Below are 17,206 nucleotides of genomic sequence, written 5' to 3' on the forward strand. Positions count from 1 at the left end.
GGTATAGATGGTGAGAAAGATCAGTATGTCGAGTGCGATTAATGAAGCATTGAAGCTAGCGATGCGAAAAGATGAAAATGTCATTCTGTTAGGAGAAGACGTGGCTGGCGGTGCGGCTGTTGACCACTTGCAAGATGATGAAGCATGGGGCGGTGTATTAGGGGTAACGAAAGGATTGGTTCAAGAATTTGGCCGGGAGCGGATTTTGGATACTCCGATATCCGAAGCGGGATACGTAGGGGCAGCCATGGCCGCAGCGGCTACAGGATTAAGACCGATCGCTGAATTAATGTTTAATGACTTTATCGGAAGTTGTTTGGATCAAGTGCTGAATCAAGGGGCCAAATTCCGGTATATGTTTGGAGGAAAGGCGAAGGTGCCGGTTACGATTCGAACTACGCATGGAGCAGGCTTTCGGGCGGCGGCTCAGCATTCTCAAAGCTTATATGCACTATTCACCAGCATTCCCGGCATTAAAGTCGTGGTTCCGTCCACGCCATATGATGCGAAAGGCTTGCTGCTTGCTTCTATTGAAGACGATGATCCGGTGATCTATTTTGAGGACAAGACATTGTATAACACGACCGGGGATGTTCCGGAAGGGTATTACACCATTCCATTAGGAAAGGCAGACATTAAACGGACAGGAAGCGACCTCACGATTGTCGCGATTGGAAAACAAGTTCATACAGCGTTAGCGGCAGCGGAAGAATTGGCGAAAAAAGGATTGGAAGTGGAAGTGGTCGATCCGCGAAGCTTATCTCCGCTGGATGAAGACACGATTCTTTCTTCCGTGGCGAAAACCAATCGTCTTGTGATCATTGATGAAGCGAATCCAAGATGCAACGTGGCCACCGATATCGCTGCATTAATTGCCGATAAAGGGTTCGATACGTTGGATGCACCGATTAAACGGATTACGGCACCGCATACACCTGTGCCATTCTCTCCTCCGCTGGAAGACCTTTATCTTCCGACACCGGAAAAAGTAATAGAAGTGGTATCAGAATTAATAGGGGATCCGTCGCTTCTAAACGTGTAATCAAGCAAAAGAGAAAGGAGAGATAGAAAATGGCCGTAGAAGTGGTTATGCCGAAATTAGGAATGTCCATGAAAGAAGGGACCGTTTCCGTTTGGAACAAGCAAGCAGGCGATCCCGTCAAAAAGGGAGAGCTGATTGCCAGCATCAATTCAGAGAAAATTGAAATGGAACTCGAGTCTCCCGCAGATGGCACCATTTTAGATATTGTCGTACCGGAAGGAGAAGGAGTTCCTCCCGGAACCGTGATCTGCTATATCGGCGATGCGAATGAAAGCATCTCCAAAATCGAAAGAAACGTAGAAACAGCACAGACAGAAGTCGCTGCCACGGCAACAAAAGTAAAAGAATCACAGCCTTCCGTTCAAACAGCAGCAAAAGAGAAAATCAAAATTTCTCCTGTCGCCAGAAAAATGGCTGAAGCCGCCAACTTAGATATTCGGACCATTCAAGGGACCGGACCAGGGGGAAGAATCACGAAAGAGGATGTTCAAAAAGCGATTGCAAACTCTTCTTCCGTGGAATCTCCGTCTACAAAGGAGCAAAAACCGGCTGAAACCATTACTCATAACATCGAGCCGACTAAGAAAGTTCCGGTTGCCGGCATGCGAAAAATCATCGCAGAGCGGATGCAAGGCAGCTTGCAAAACAGCGCCCAATTAACGTTAAACATGAAAGTGGATGTCACCGATTTGATCGCTTTGCAAAAACAATTAACCGAAACGGCACAAACCCATTATGAAACAAAGCTTACCGTGACGGACTTTGTGGCCCGTGCAGTTGTTCTTTCTCTTCAACAGCATAAAGAGATGAACAGCGCTTATATCAACGACCAAATTCATTTATTTGATTCAATTCATCTTGGAATGGCCGTCGCTTTGGATAAGGGATTGGTTGTCCCTGTGATTCGCAATGCAGAAAACCAATCGTTGATTCAATTAGCCCAAAATATCAAATCGCTGGCCAAGCGAGCACGCCAAGGACAGCTGAGCCATGAAGAGATGAAAGGATCCACGTTTACCATCAGCAATTTGGGTGCTTACGGAATTGAACATTTCACGCCGATTTTAAACCCGCCTGAAGCAGGAATTCTTGGGGTAGGAGCGACTTATGACACACCTGTCTATATAGGAGATAAACTGGAGAGAAGAACGATCTTGCCGCTTAGCCTTACATTCGATCATCGTGTGTTGGACGGAGCACCGGCCGCGGCCTTTCTCCGGACGCTGAAACAATATTTAGAAGAGCCATTTACCGTGCTTTTATAGAAAGAAGGTGGAGTCCATGACCACATTAGCCATTATTGGAGGTGGACCTGCAGGATATGTGGCGGCGATTACGGCCGCCCAGCAGGGACAACAAGTCATTTTGATTGAGCAAGGACCTCTAGGAGGAACTTGTTTAAACGAAGGCTGCATGCCGACGAAATCTTTGTTGGAAAGTGCTGAAGTCTATGAGAAAGTCCGACATGCCGAAGACTTTGGAATCAGCCTTTCATCCGCTCAAGTAGGAGTGAATTGGAACCAAGTTCAGCAGAGGAAAAACCGAATTGTTCAAACGCTTGTTCAAGGGATTGGCTATTTAATGAAGAAAAATAGAATCCAAGTCAAAAACGGCACCGCTTCTTTTCTCACGGCCAATCGTTTACGCGTGGAGAATGAAAGCGGACAAGAAATCGTGGAAGCGGATCGCTTCATTATTGCTTCAGGATCGGAGCCGATCAGTCTGCCGTTCGCCCCTTTTGATGGGGAGTGGGTCATTCACAGCGGGCAAGCCATGTCTCTTCCGGCGATTCCTTCTTCGCTTTTGATTATTGGCGGAGGAGTGATCGGATGCGAGTTTGCCAGTATTTATAGCCGCTTGGGAACGAAAGTCACCATCGTCGAGATGGCCGAGCAGCTTCTGCCGGGGGAAGATGAAGATATCGCTTCTATTTTGCAGGAGCAATTGGAAAAGGACGGAGTGACCATCTATACTTCTACTTCTTTAAAAGATTTGAATGCGGATAAAAAGAAAGCGATCATTGAAAACCGGGAAGGAATTCGTGAACTAAGCGCGGATTATGTTTTAGTCTCCATTGGCAGAAAGCCAAGAACCGCGAATTTAGGACTGGAGGATATCGGAATCGAATTTTCCAAACGAGGCATCGCAGTTAATGAACAGATGCAGACAAATATTCCTCATATTTATGCTTGCGGCGACGTCATTGGAGGAATTCAGCTCGCTCATGTAGCGTTTCACGAAGGGACCATCGCGGCGCTGCATTCCGGAGGACAAGAGGTGAAAGCAAACTATCGAGCGATTCCTCGCTGCATCTATACATCACCTGAAATTGCCGGAGTCGGACTGACAGAAAAACAAGCAAGAGAGCAATATGGAGATATCCGAGTTGGAGAGTTTCCTTTCACGGCCAATGGCAAAGCGCTCATACTCAACGAGCCGATCGGAAAAGTAAAAGTGATCGTGGAACCGCAATATCACGAAATAGTGGGAGTTTCGATTGTAGGTCCACGTGCGACAGAATTGATAGGACAAGGAACCGTCATGCTGCACGCTGAGATGACGGTGGACATTATGGAGGATTTAGTAGAGGCCCATCCTACTTTGTCTGAAGCCATTCATGAAGCTTTGCTCAGTGCCGTGGGCCATGCGGTGCATGTATAGAGGGATTTCTCAAAACTTGCAAATATATCTGTTTATTCAAGGTTCAGCGAAAACGTCCATGAACAGGAGATCATGTGGTACCGTGCCATGACGAAAATGGAGTTCTCTCATCCTACTATTTGGGAGGAAAGAAAAATGGATAAACCCATTTTTACGGAAGTATTGCAGATTGGCATCGTTGTGGATGATTTAGATGCTTATATGAAAAGGTATCACGATGATTACGGTATAGGGCCTTGGCTAGTCTATGATTTTAACAAAGAAACTGTAAGGAATATGACGATCCGTGGTGAAAAAGTCGATTACTCTATGAAAATCGCATTATGTGATGCGCATAATGTCCAATGGGAGCTCATTGAGCCCACCGATGACCGCAGCGTGTATGAGGAATTTTTGAAACAGCATGGCCCCGGTTTGCACCATGTTGCATTAGGAACGGAAAATCATGATGATGTAGTGAAAACGATGGCGGCAAGGGGAAATGAGGTGATTCAAAGCGGGATCTTCCATAAAATCGGGTACACATACTTAAATACAACGAAAGACCTTGGCTTTATCGCGGAAATTTACCATATACCGGAAGGGTTTGAGCTCCCCGCTCCGTTGCGAACTTATCCTCCGCAATCGTAAGGTGGCTTATGACGGTTTTGTCTAAATGGTCATTCTCTGTTTAGAAGAGAACAAGATGAGAAAGTTGCGGTCGGGCTGCCCGTTCTCTTATGTTTTGCAGGATGGGCGGCATTTTAAGAACTTCTCAATCAATAAGGAGGGAACAATATTGAGCAGCTCTCCCAAAATCGCACTTGTCACCGGAGCGGGCCGAGGCATAGGTCGAGCGATTGCTTTACGTCTTGCCCGTGATGGATTCCACGTCGTCATCAACGATATTCATTTGGAAAACGCCCAATCGGTGGTGGATGAAATAAAGGAACTGGGCAGAGAAAGTTTTGCCGTTCAAGCGGATGTAAGCAAAAGAGACGAAGTGTTTCAAATGGTGGACCAAGCAGTCAAACATTTCGGACAACTGGACGTCATGGTTTCCAATGCCGGCATTGCCCAAGTTAAGCCGTTGCTGGAAGTAACAGAAGAGGATATGAATAAAATCGTTCAAATCAATGTGTTTGGCGTTCTCTATTGCCTGCAAGCGGCAGCCGAACAAATGAAAAAGCAAAAAAGAGGGAAAATCATTCATGCGGCCAGCATTGCGAGCTATAAAGGATTCAGCCTTCTTGGCGCCTATTCGGCCACGAAATTTGCCGTTCGAGGCTTGACACAAGCCGCTGCTCAGGAATTGGCGCCATTTGGGATCACCGTGAACGCCTACTGTCCCGGAATTGTCGACACTCAAATGTGGGACTTGATTGATGAAAAAATGGCGCATTATATGAATCTTAAAAAAGGAGAAGCTTTTCGGCAGTTTTCGGATGGCATCACTCTTGGACGGCCTGAAACACCGGAGGATGTCGCAAAGTTTGTTTCCTACCTTGCATCGGAGGACTCCGATTATATGACCGGCCAATCCGTCATGATCGATGGGGGTGTGATTTTTTCCTGAATGATTGGAATAAAAGCATTTTCCGAAAAAGCAGTTCAAAAAGGGGACATGAAGATGTTGGTTCATGTCTTCTTTCTGCATGGAGATTTATGTTGAAAGCGCTTAAGTTTTCCTCTATAATAATTTCGAATACTCCGAATAAACAAAAATTTCTCTTCGAAACCTTTCCTTTTTCTGTTTCCTCATGTCGGTCTTTGCCAAAAGTATGGATTCTGTTTATGATCAATATTTCCAAATTAAGGAGGATATTATGTTTACAACAACCTGTAACTGGATTACATGGAAGCGTTTTGTAAACGAAGGAGTGCTGGATTCGTCTCGCTTAAACAAAAGAGTCATCGAATCTTGGTATCGTTGCAAGAACAATGACGTCAATCCATATTTGAGTAAAGGCCAACATGTTTTATCCAATGATTTGCTTGCCGCTCAAAAAGAAAAAAACTCCTTGCTCCTCGATATTGCTTTGCCTCATTTGAATCGAATGAAACAAGCTATGAAAGAATTGGAAATGATCGCTTTAATCATTGATCCGGATGGATATGTATTGTCGGTGGCGGGAAATCAAAAAATCCTTCACGATGCGCGAAAAATTAATTTTATGGAAGGCGCCCGCTGGACAGAGAAAGAAGTCGGAACGAATGCGATCGGAACAGCCTTAGAAATTGAAGAAGCGGTGATGATAAACGGCACCGAACATTATTCCGTCGCTTCCCATAATTGGACTTGTTCGGCTGCTCCGATTCGAAACGATGACGGCGCATTAATCGGCATCATCGATGTTTCATGTCCGGTTGATCGTGCCCATCCTTTTATGTTGGGGATGGTAGCGTCTGTTTCTCATGCGATCGAACGGGAAATCAGCATACGTACTCATAAAAATGAGATCGAACTTGTCCATAGGAGCGTGGATTTCATGGATTCTCATCAACCCGTCATCGTGTGCAACGAGAAAAAAATCGTCGTGGCCGCAAGTAAACCGGTTCGTCAAAAAATACCTCACTGGGCCGACAAGAAGGTCAATGAAATATTAAAATACGGATTTCGGATTCAAAAAGAAACCCCTGTCTTTTCCAATCAGCATAAAGGCTTCATCGGAACATGCGTTTATTTATCAGAACGAGCTGTCCAAAAATCCGATTCCGTTCCCATTGCTGCTTTTTCCACTCAACCGTTTGTGTTTCAAGGAGAGACTGGTACAAGCAAAGCGTTTCAAAACACATTAGAGGAAGTGAAGCGTGTCGCACCGACGGACGCAAGTGTTTATATATTAGGGGAAACGGGAACCGGAAAAGAATTGGTGGCTCGAGCGATTCATGAAAATAGCCCGCGGAAAAACGGTCCTTTTATTGCGATCAATTGCGGGGCGATTCCAAGAGAGCTGATGGAAAGTGAACTGTTCGGTTATGTGGAAGGAGCTTTTACAGGAGCTAAGCGCCAAGGATATAAAGGAAAATTCGAGCAAGCCAATAACGGCACGATTTTTCTCGATGAGATCGGTGAAATTCCGCCGTCTATGCAAGTGGCGCTCTTACGGGTTTTGCAAGAACGCAAAGTAACCCCCGTTGGAGGGACGAAAGAAATTTCTTTAAATATTCGCATCATTACCGCTACTCACCGAGATCTTCTCCAACTAGTCGAAGAAGGATCCTTTCGCAAAGATTTATATTATCGCCTTCATGTGTTTCCGATTCATGTTCCGCCGCTCCGGGAACGAAAAGAAGACATTCCGCACTTAATTCGATACTATTGCGAAAAACACAACTGGAATACCGAATGGCCGGATGAAGTATTGGAGCGAATGATGGACTACCATTGGCCGGGGAACATACGGGAACTGTTCAACGTATTAGAACGATTGCAAATTTTATTCCCATATGGAATAACGGATTCATCCCAAGTTTTGAACCTGTTAGACTCATTCGATATCCATCAGCGATTCACCGCTTCACCTTCGAAAGAACCTGACCAAGAAAGAATTGAAGAATCCACTTCCTTGACATTCCGCGAAAAAATTCAAAAAGACTTAATGATCGAGGCGTTGCGAAAAACGAAAGGAAACGTATCTTTAGCAGCCAAATTGCTCGACATCCCAAGAAGCACCTTTTACAAACGAATTCGGAAATTTGGTTTATAAGTCCTTTATCAAGGAACATGTCAAAAGGTTCCTTTTTTCTTTGGATAAAAAAGCAGAAATAAGGTGAGAAATACCGTCTTACTTAATTTCTAAAAAGCATAGAAAATAGAGAAGGTGCTCTATTCAAAAGGTAGCTTTTCAAAACGAAAGCAAAGAAAAAAGACTTACTAGCAGTCTAGTATGACATTCACTCCATATATTTCGGAAACAACACACGGATTGTTATAAGAGTTTGGCCATATAATATTCGTCAACATACTCCCCATTCACAAGAAGGGAGTCTTTCTTTATTCCTTCTTTTTCAAACCCCATTTTGCTGTATAAAGAGATCGCAGCCCGGTTGTTCGTCATCACGGTTAACTCTAAACGGTGAATGTGATGTTCTCTAGCCCACTTTTCTAATGCCAAAAATAATCGGGTGCCGACGCCTTTCCCCCAGGCGGAAGCGCGTGGGAATGGCATAAATACAGAGCCTAATAAGTTTCGGCAGGAGACATTTTTCTGACACCGCATGTCGCTTTATGTTGGCCTTATTCGGCAGCTGCCGAAGCCCTCCCAATTCCGCTTTCAGTGTCTCCAACAGTTTTTTTCGCTCTTGTCTTGACGTTCCGCTTCTTTTGGACTGTACACAATACATAGCGCTGACACGTCTTGCTATCTCCAGTGGTGATCTCTTTGACATATAAATTTTCCCAAACTTGGTGGTACTGGCTACGACAGCTCATCGCTTCTTCCGTGATGTCCTTCCCGGACCGCATTTTTCCACACACGATATAATGCCCGTCCAGATTTTAACCTGAATCCGTGATGAATTGAAATCGACTTTGATTTTGTTGTAATTTTGATGGATTGATAATCCATAAAACCCTTTTTATGCTTATGACCTATGTCATCTCTATTTCCGAAAATGGAACCAATCTCTTTTTTAGGTATACGAACCAAAAAAATAGACAAAAAAGCACAGGGAGTGACGTTGGACATTAGTGCCCGAACATTCGTTCGTTATCTTGCCTCTCTCCATTTCTGATAGACGTTCAGTAGGGGCTCGCTATAGCCACTCCTTCGCGTCAGTTTCATCCAGATCTGTCGTGATCGACGGACGAGTCGCCCTGCCATCGTGATCACCGTCTGAATAATCGTCTTGATGCGGCGGCGTTTCACTTTGTGGTGCAACGGATGTCTCGGATCGCTTAATAGATCTTGTCCAATCAGACGAAGAAGATTGTAAACGAAGGCTCCCATGACCAACACGAGCGCATTCGTTTTCATCTTCCCAGATGGAAGCCGCTCTAAATCTAAGTCGCTCTTCAGTTCGCTATGAAACTGTTCGCATGTCGCATGGTCATGATACAACGCGAGCACATCGCTCATTCGAACATGCTCGTATCCTTTGAGCCGCACCCAATAGCTTTCCACTTCATAATCAGGAACGAGCATCAGCTGTCCATTGCGTTCCATCGTCCGTTCCGTCACTTGGGTGACTTGAACGTACGTATACGTGTTTCCATCGATCGCTGCCTTCTGTGGAAGGCATAGCTCATAGGTTTGTACTCCTTCGCTTTGTCCATCATCGACACGTTTGCCCTTTTGCGAAGCGATCTGGAACCAAAGCGCTTTCGATTCTCGGCGTAAGTTTCGCTTGATGACAAAGTCCACGTCTTCCTTTAGGCATACGTGCACATTCGCTTCTGCATCGTTTCCTGCATCCATGCGAACAAGCAGACGAGATGAAGTCAGTTGACGAGCTCGACGGATAGCGGTGACTAAAAACGAGGGCATGTTGTCTTGCACATGTTGTTTCCCTGGACGCAACTCGGCATGAACGAGATACCCTTCCTTCCCTGCATACGCAAACAACGGTGTAAAACCGTCAAATCCTTTATACGTTCGACTGACTCCTTCTTTTTTCGTATCGGAGTTGTCAAATGGGGAACCATCTATATCAAGGGGAAGCCATGTCGTCTTTCCTTTGGTCCAACAAGGGGACAAAGTGGCATGTCGTTGAATCAACAGACGTATGGACTCCTCCCAAAGAATCGTTTCGGTCATCGGAAGACAAGCGAGCTGATCGAGTCGTTGTCGCAAGGTTGGAGAGGAAGGCACGTGCTGAATCCCCATCGATGCCGAAAAGATATCGTCCTGACGATACGCTTCGATATGATCGAAATCCGTTTTTCCTGTGGCAAGCAAGCCAATCATCGAGCGAATGACATCGCTATGGGAAATGTGCACTTCTCGACGAACCGTTGGAAGCCGAAGTGCGTTTACCCGTTTATCCAGTTTCGTTCGATGGAGTAAGTAGCCAACGAGAGCAAGCCCAGCACTTGGGGTAATCGCTTCATCTGTCAATACAAACCGAATCGGGAAATCTTTCATCACATCACCTACTTGATGAAGAATCGTCAACGTCGTTTTCCCTTATCGTATCAACGGTTTGCGACCATTGTAAAGATGTTTTGTCACGGATTCAGGTTTAAGTTTTGCTGACTACAAATTCCACTCATAAATCGCTTTTCAATTTACTTTGTTATCAGAATCCAATATAAAGAGATCACAGATGAATTGATCTAGGGAGCGATTGTGTTACGACGAACGAAAACATATGTGATCAACAGCAAAAGGGTGTAATGTATAGTGTATGCTTGCAAAGCTGTCTTGTTTGATTTTCATGTCATGTGGAGAAAATGGGTAGTGGACAATGTTTAAAGGAATAGAAATCATTATACAGTTTATATTATGATGGTGTTAAATGGACGATATTTATTGGAGTGATGATGGTGAAACTGGCATTCACTAATATTGGTATGGTGGAAAAGGCGGAAATTGAGTTAAATGGCTTAGTATGCATTGCGGGCGAAAATGATACTGGAAAAAGCACCGTTGGAAAATTGTTATTTTCGATTGTCTATGCACTTAATCATTTTGAGGAAATGTTTGAGCAAGATCGCACCCATTATTTATTAAATCAAGCAGAACTGTTTTATTTCAGGCTTCGCCGCTTAATTCGTTTATCTGACGAAGATCGTTTGTTTTTTGGAGTGGAATTTCAACATGAATTATCGCATTGGCTTAATTCTGGTGAAAATGTGACGGAGAAATTAACAGCAACAATTGAGAAGCGTCTATTGAAATTAGAACATTTGCACTTAGATGAAGAAGGAAAGAACCTATTAGCGGATATGCTTACGGAAGTTATTGACTTTTTGAATGTTGCCCGTGATGAGGAAAAAATAAAGCAAGAAGCAGTGGAAATGGTGATGAGAAGCGAATTTCAAAAATCCATTTCACGTCTTAACAATGAAAACGCTGAATCGCTTGTTTCGATTACGGAAAATCATCAAGAAATTCTTCGCCTGGCTTTAAAAAACAATCGTTTGACGGAATTTAAGTCGGGAGATCCTCTCTACTATAAGGATGTTATTTATATTGAATCGCCATTTGTATTTTACTTTATCGATTTGCTGCAACGATTTATGGCTAGACGCCTAATGCAAAGAACAAATCGGGACCAAAGCATTCCATATCATTTAAAAGATTTATTTGAAAAGTTGAAATCGAAAAATCCGCAAATGTTTTCGATGTCAGAACATATTGCGAAAGATGCAAGTGAAAATTCACTATATCATTCTCAACTTGAGAGCTTAATGGGCGGGAAAATGTATTATAAAGAGATGGAAGATGAATTTGTTTTTCAACGGTCAGGCGGGCAGGAAGAAAAGTTTGCATTAATCAATACAGCCACAGGAATTAAAGCGCTGGGAATTTTCCAATTGTTGTTGCAGTCGGGATGGTTGACGAAGAGAACGCTTCTTATCATTGATGAACCTGAAGTTCACTTGCATCCTAGCTGGCAAATAGAGTATGCGCGAATTTTGGTCGAGCTAGCCAAAAGTGAAGGGGTCCATATATTAGTAAATTCCCATAGTCCATATTTTATCGAAGCTCTTAAAGTTTATAGTGACCAAAAGGGGCTTGAAGAGGATATGAAATTTTATCATGCCCAAAAAATTAGCACGTCTTCATCTGTCATTCGAGATGTTACAAATCAGCTCGAGGAAGTTTTTCATCTATTAACAGAACCTTTTCACCAATTAGAAGAGGAGACATTGCGGGATGATGAAGATAGATGAGTTAAAAGCGCTATTGCAAAACAAATACAGTGAATTTTTTCAATCCATCGAGGATATCAGCAGGGATGATCAAAATAATGAAAGTCTTTGTTCTTCCCCCTTTGTTTGCTTATCTTTTGATAAAGTTATTCAAGATTTAGCAAGTAAAAAGGGGGAAGATGCATTAAAATCCCCCGACCTTCTTCATATTCAAGACAATCAATTGTTTTTTGTGGAATTTAAGAATGGCAAAATTGATCAAAAAGAGCGGCAAAGCCTTAGATTGAAGGCAATCGAGGGACCTTTCATAGGTCTATATGAAATGATAAAAGAACATGATCCTTCTATATCATTTCATGACATCGTCAAAATAGATAAAGTATATTATGTTGTGTACAATGCGGAAAAAAATCCTCAGAAACGAACAGCGGGGTTGCAAAGACATTTGGAATGACAACAAATCCGTTTTTCCTTAAAAAAATATAAAGGTACTTTTATGAAGGATGTAAAAACAATATGCGCAACCGTATTTTTAGAATCGGTTGTTTCAAATTGGGAATAGGGATAGGTGTCTGTTACCACCCAGATTTTGTCGAGATTTATAGAATGAGAGAAAGGAAAGTTTGTCACTGTCGGAAGTGACCGTCTCTTTTTTTGAATAGAATTTACAATGGAAATATTCTAGAATCTTAATAGCAACTACATAAGCAGGGCCATAAAATGTAGTCGCACTCTACATGAGTGCGTGGATTGAAATCATTAGGGAAATTTTCCAACTACACATTATCCACGTCGCACTCTACATGAGTGCGTGGATTGAAATCTCAGGAGTTTTGGTTGTGTAGATGGTTTCGCCCGTCGCACTCTACATGAGTGCGTGGATTGAAATCCTGCAAAATTGTCCGTTTTGATTAGATTTTTGGTCGCACTCTACATGAGTGCGTGGATTGAAATACATCGAACAAAGAAAAGCAAAAATCGATCTGACGTCGCACTCTACATGAGTGCGTGGATTGAAATATCACCACTCCCAAATTTCCAATTTTCCAATCTCGTCGCACTCTAAACGAGTGCATCGATGATGGCTGTGCCAGCCCAACAATAGAACGATCTTTATTCATACAAAAAATCTGATGTCTTGAATGGAGAGACAATCAGATTTTTAAATCGTTTTAATCAAAAAGATCATTGAATTTTCATCGCTTTTCTGAAGTCGATATCAGAAGGGATCTCTCCGGATTCCATTAAGTCTTTTAAAGTTAACAATTTTAAAGTGATATCCGAACTATAGACTACGTCGGCAGAATATCCTTTATATACTTTGAAAGGTACATTGCGAATGACATAATGATTTTGATCCGTTTCCCACGAAATATCTTTTACCAATTTTGCTTCAGGAGCCATATGAAAACCTCCCTACATATTTGAGGTATTTTTTACTGTCATTATACTCCCCGCGTTCCATTTGTATACCGGTTTCAAAATGGGGGTCTGACCCCATCTGTTATTTAAAGCGATAAAGGATTAAGGTAACGAAAGAATCAAGGGATGGTGGTGTGATTTTGGGGGGATTTGTTCTCACCTCGCTTGGAATTTTAAATTCATAGATTTACGACAGAAGCTGTCTGGGCGTCTGTCTTTTTTGTTTTTAAGACTGTTGATATTTTTTTCAGGGATTGGTCTAAGCATAATAGGATGCATGGGCATGACAGCCTTCTTATTTGCAAAGTCTTCCGCATAGCCTTTGCTTTCATGCCCGTCAGGTTTCTTGGAAAGTGGAAATAAATCAAATGCAAACGGTCTTAAAAACGCCTTTACGCAAAAAAGTGACGATCCTCAACATGGTTGAAAAACCATTCGATTCGTAATATTTGAGACGCACAAAATATGCCTTCATCTATTAGACAAAATTCAAATGTTCGAAAAATATTCCGGATTTCGCAACAATTGTTCGAGTTCATTGCCGGGTAATGGACGACTGAAAAGATAGCCTTGGCCGATAGGACAAGAGTGTTTTGTTAGAAACTGCAGCTGTTCTTTCATTTCAATCCCCTCAGCAATGACGTTTAATCCCAGGTGAGAGGCCATGGTAAGAATCGTTTTGACAATCACCCCGTCATCTTGAAAAAGTTCTTCTATAAAAGAACGGTCAATTTTTAGTGTGTCAATGGTGAAGCGTCTCAAGCTTGCGAGTGAAGAGTACCCTGTTCCAAAGTCATCAATAGAAAGGGAAACTCCTAAAGATTTTAGTTTTTCTAATAAAGGAATGGCACTTTTAGGATCTTGCATCATACTCTCCGTAATTTCGAGTTCAATGTATTTTGGATCAAGTTTGCCTTCTTTTATAATTCTTTGGAGAGAATCCATAAATCGATTGGATTCAAATAAAAATGGCGACAAATTCACAGCTACATAAATAGGGGGAAGCCCTTTTTCGTGCCATTTTGCGATTTGTTCGCAAGCCGTTTTCAAAACCCATTCGGTAATCGGGACAATCAAGCCTGTTTCTTCCGCTAAAGGAATAAATTCCGAAGGGGGGATGATTCCCTCTGTAGGGTGATTCCAGCGAATGAGTGCCTCCACTCCTACCATTTTTCGCTTTTGCAAATCGACAAGCGGCTGATAATATAGAAGGAACTCTTCCTTTTGAATGGCTTGTCTTAAAGCCGTTTCCATTTTCATATTTTTGGATAAGACTTCATGGGTTTCGCTAGTGAAAAATTGAATAGAATTGTTTCCTTTTTCTTTTGCTCGATACATGGCAAAATCCGCTTTTTTAACTAATGTTTCAATATCTTGCCCGTCTTGAGGTGAAAGACTGACGCCGAAGCTGGCACTAAAAGAATAGGATTCCTTATGAAATAAAAAAGGTTTTTTTAATAGTACTTTCACCTTTCGAATGATGTCCATTACCTCGGATATGTCTTTATTTTTGACGACAATCGAAAATTGATCTCCCTCAAAACGATAAACGTTGCCAATCCCTTTTAAATGAATGGCCAGTCGCTTGGATATTGATTTGAGAAAGCGATCCCCCACCGAATGGCCTAGTGTATCCGTAATGTATTTAAAACGATCAATATCGAAGAAGATCAAGGCCATTTGGTCCGTTTTCTTTTTTTGGTTTAACCATGCACCTACTTCTTCGTTGAAGTAATGACGATTTGGGAGGCCGGTCAGACTGTCGTGATAGGCGTTAAACAGTAATTGTTCCTCTAATTTTTTTAAGTCTGTTATATCTTGGCGTATGGAAATGTATTGATAAGGTTTTCCTTCTTCATTTAAAAAAGGTACAATAGTGGTTTTTACCCAGTAGTATGTCCCGTCTTTCGCTTTATTTTTAATATCGCCTGTCCAAATATCCCCTTTTCCAATGGTTTTCCACATATTCTTAAAAAAGCTTTTTGAATGGTATCCTGAATTAAGAATCCGGTGATCTCGTCCGATTAATTCTTCTCGACTGTATTTCGAGATGTCGCAGAATTTCTGATTGGCATAAGTGATTTTTCCGGTATGATCTGTAATCGCAACAATAGTAGATTGATCCAAAGCATACTTAATGTCTAATAATTCTTTGATGCTGTCAGGTGACAGGCTTTGAAAAGCTTTCACGTTATTATTGGTTGAATCCATAAAATCCCTCTCTAATTCATTACTGTAGATGAGCATTTTTATTAACAATGATTACCATACGAAAAAGAGACAAACGGGGTACCCCTTATGCCACGTGGAGCTGTTTTTTCACGGCATCAATGGGAATATTTTGTTTTGCTGCACGATAAATGAACTCCACGAGGCTATGTCCTTTTCTCTTGCGCAGGAGATCGAGCCCATCCGAAACATCACTGTTCGACTCGAACATGCTGTACACATACGCAAGTTGCACCAAGATCCAATACCGTTTCACCGCCCGACGCCCGCGAACGCGGTATCCATCGAGTTTCAGCTGGTCTTTCGCTTGACGGAAAAAACATTCGATCGACCAACGCTCGGCATAGTAGCACAAGATGTCTTCATCGCTTAGCTCGCGATCGGTGCTCAAGACGCAATGAAGATGTTTCGGTGTCATCGGCTGATCGGCTTTCCATGCGAGCAGCACCACGGCATCCTTGAGACCGTTCAGAGCACCTTCGTAGCGATACACCCGATAACGCTCTTTTCCCACCGTGACGAGGCGGGTATCCCGTGGCTCCATAGATTTGGCAAATTCCTTTGCTTGAATGGCCGTCCCTTTTGGATAGAGAATCCGATTCGTCTTGAGCATCGCGATGACGTGGAACCCTTTTTTCAAGCAGGCTCCCACGAGGGTTTTCGATGGATACCAAGAGTCCATGAGCACATAAACGGGTCGACTCACATCCAACGAAGAAAGCATCTCGATCGCGAGTTCCCCTTTGCTTTTCCCCGCCGTCTTGTCGTAGAGGCGAAAGGCAAAAGGAAACGCTTGGGTCATCGTATGAACCATGAGCCAAACGAGAGAATGTCCCCAGATCGACTTTTTCTCTGCGTGAGAATAGTGCCAATCACACCCTTGAATGGCGTGTGTTGCCCGTGACGAGGGCTTCGTTTTTTGGCAAATCGTATCATCGATCGAAACAAAAATGGGTTGATTCTCTCGTTTCGAGCTGCGTTCGACACGATGAAGCACCCACTGCTGGAGTTTGCGAAGCAACGTCTCTTCTTCCCATGGGCTTTTCGTGAAAAAATGGCTGAGTGTCGTGCGATGGTTCGGATGAAAACTCCCGTGATGTAGATCGGTCAGTGTTCCCGAAAAGCCCTTTGTAATCATCGCATCCACGATATGAACGAGATGCTTCATGACAGGTTTTGAGAAATAAAGTGCCAACCCCAACATCGTCAAAAACTTGTGGATTCCTAGGTGATGTGCTAATCTATTCATGAGACATGAACCCCCTTGTGAGTAGTTGTGGCACATCTATTCTAACCAAGGAATCGGGTTCATGTCTTCTTTTTTGTTTGGTTGTAAATTTATGTTAGCGAATTTGCTCATCTACAGTTCATTAAATTAGTTTTTTGTGACTTTGGTATGATTTTTTATTGGCTAAGTGAATTTTCATAAGCCTTAACCCTTGTATCAAGGAGTTTCATCGTAAAAAAAGAAGTATCCCCCATGTCTTGTATAACGGTAATTGGTGCAAAAACCTAAGAAAACTGGAGCGATACTTCCTATGCTATTATACAATAATATAGTATATTTTGGCATTCAAGAATTATGTGAAAGGCAATCTGTCCACGCGTTTGATGTATTGAACGAATTTTTGCCGGCGCATCAAATGAGCTGCGAACCGAATATGTGATGATTGACCTAATTCTTTAAGTCTATGTTTTTTAAAATGAAAAGATGAATTTAATCCGGAATCATTTTTCAAAAATTTCTAATAGAAAAAATAGACAAAAGTTTGTTGATCCTTTATAATCCCTATGGGAAAAGTACGGCAAGAATAAAAATCACTCTCGAGAGTTGGTGATAAATGTTGTATAAATTTAACTTCCCTCCGAAAGAAGTCCCCTACTTCTAAATGTGAAGGCGCTGAAGCACCAGTGAAGTGGGAGATGAATGTCGGCTAGGCGTAGGTGTGAGTAAAATGTTTGTGGGAGAAATTCTTAGAATTCCCCGATGAGGGGGTTGGGAACGTAGGTTCGCAATCCCCCTCATCGGGGCCACCAAGCGAAGCGCGGTAGGA

12 protein-coding genes, 2 pseudogenes and 1 CRISPR repeat array are annotated in these 17,206 nt (G+C 42.7%); of the genes and pseudogenes, 8 read left to right on the forward strand and 6 right to left on the reverse strand.

The window, feature by feature from the left end; translation table 11 throughout:
• Positions 1-7 precede the first annotated feature (7 nt).
• The 6 genes from N1I87_RS02525 (at position 8) to N1I87_RS02550 (ending at position 7,392) form a co-directional block, all read left to right on the forward strand.
• Positions 8-1,042 carry an alpha-ketoacid dehydrogenase subunit beta gene (locus tag N1I87_RS02525; RefSeq protein ID WP_341028369.1) on the forward strand — a complete coding sequence of 345 codons (1,035 nt, stop codon included), beginning with the start codon at positions 8-10 and terminating at the stop codon, positions 1,040-1,042.
• A gap of 29 nt (positions 1,043-1,071) precedes the next feature.
• The gene (locus N1I87_RS02530) at positions 1,072-2,307 is read left to right on the forward strand and encodes a dihydrolipoamide acetyltransferase family protein (RefSeq protein ID WP_341100525.1); all 1,236 of its coding nucleotides are present in this window, start codon (positions 1,072-1,074) and stop codon (positions 2,305-2,307) included.
• A 16-nt stretch (positions 2,308-2,323) separates the two neighbouring features.
• Entirely contained in the window at positions 2,324-3,703 is a 1,380-nt protein-coding gene (lpdA, locus tag N1I87_RS02535) for a dihydrolipoyl dehydrogenase (RefSeq protein WP_341100527.1), read from the forward strand.
• Positions 3,704-3,838: 135 nt separating this feature from the next.
• The gene (locus N1I87_RS02540) at positions 3,839-4,333 is read left to right on the forward strand and encodes a VOC family protein (protein ID WP_341100528.1); all 495 of its coding nucleotides are present in this window, start codon (positions 3,839-3,841) and stop codon (positions 4,331-4,333) included.
• Positions 4,334-4,481: 148 nt separating this feature from the next.
• Positions 4,482-5,258 carry an acetoin reductase gene (locus tag N1I87_RS02545; RefSeq protein ID WP_341100529.1) on the forward strand — a complete coding sequence of 259 codons (777 nt, stop codon included), beginning with the start codon at positions 4,482-4,484 and terminating at the stop codon, positions 5,256-5,258.
• Positions 5,259-5,508: 250 nt separating this feature from the next.
• On the forward strand, positions 5,509-7,392 hold the full coding sequence (locus N1I87_RS02550; protein WP_341100531.1) for a sigma-54-dependent Fis family transcriptional regulator: 1,884 nt from the start codon (positions 5,509-5,511) through the stop codon (positions 7,390-7,392).
• A 222-nt stretch (positions 7,393-7,614) separates the two neighbouring features.
• Here the strand turns inward: N1I87_RS02550 and N1I87_RS02555 are convergent.
• From N1I87_RS02555 to N1I87_RS02565, 3 genes and pseudogenes are all read right to left on the reverse strand, one after another.
• Positions 7,615-7,827, reverse strand: a pseudogene (locus N1I87_RS02555) (GNAT family N-acetyltransferase); the annotation flags it as partial.
• Positions 7,828-7,909: 82 nt separating this feature from the next.
• A pseudogene (locus N1I87_RS02560) lies at positions 7,910-8,174 on the reverse strand (IS1634 family transposase); the annotation flags it as partial.
• A gap of 220 nt (positions 8,175-8,394) precedes the next feature.
• Positions 8,395-9,768: an IS1380-like element ISGsp2 family transposase gene (locus N1I87_RS02565; RefSeq protein WP_044899598.1), complete on the reverse strand. Its 1,374-nt coding sequence runs from the start codon at positions 9,766-9,768 to the stop codon at positions 8,395-8,397.
• Positions 9,769-10,169: 401 nt separating this feature from the next.
• Here N1I87_RS02565 and N1I87_RS02570 point away from each other — a divergent pair, with 401 nt between their 5' ends.
• Positions 10,170-11,522 (forward strand): AAA family ATPase, encoded by a 1,353-nt coding sequence (locus N1I87_RS02570; RefSeq protein WP_341100533.1) that lies wholly within the window; start codon positions 10,170-10,172, stop codon positions 11,520-11,522.
• Entirely contained in the window at positions 11,506-11,955 is a 450-nt protein-coding gene (locus tag N1I87_RS02575; RefSeq protein WP_341100534.1) for a hypothetical protein, read from the forward strand. The genes N1I87_RS02570 and N1I87_RS02575 overlap by 17 nt, the downstream gene beginning before the upstream one ends.
• 271 nt (positions 11,956-12,226) lie before the next feature.
• Positions 12,227-12,521: a CRISPR direct-repeat array (repeat unit 32 nt; unit sequence GTCGCACTCTACATGAGTGCGTGGATTGAAAT).
• Positions 12,522-12,686: 165 nt separating this feature from the next.
• On the opposite strand, the gene N1I87_RS02580 is transcribed toward N1I87_RS02575, so the two are convergent.
• The 3 genes from N1I87_RS02580 to N1I87_RS02590 all read right to left on the reverse strand — a co-directional run bounded on the left by N1I87_RS02580 (position 12,687) and on the right by N1I87_RS02590 (position 16,401).
• Positions 12,687-12,905 (reverse strand): hypothetical protein, encoded by a 219-nt coding sequence (locus N1I87_RS02580; RefSeq protein WP_341100535.1) that lies wholly within the window; start codon positions 12,903-12,905, stop codon positions 12,687-12,689.
• 507 nt (positions 12,906-13,412) lie between these two features.
• A complete protein-coding gene (locus N1I87_RS02585; protein WP_341100536.1) occupies positions 13,413-15,134 on the reverse strand; it encodes an EAL domain-containing protein in 1,722 nt (573 codons plus the stop codon).
• Positions 15,135-15,219: 85 nt separating this feature from the next.
• Complete coding sequence (locus N1I87_RS02590) at positions 15,220-16,401, reverse strand: IS701 family transposase (protein WP_003353085.1); 1,182 nt, start codon at positions 16,399-16,401, stop codon at positions 15,220-15,222.
• Positions 16,402-17,206: the final 805 nt, after the last annotated feature.

This window comes from Bacillus sp. FSL W8-0102 (genome assembly GCF_038007225.1).
In the GTDB taxonomy this organism is placed as follows: domain Bacteria; phylum Bacillota; class Bacilli; order Bacillales; family DSM-4216; genus Bacillus_O; species Bacillus_O smithii.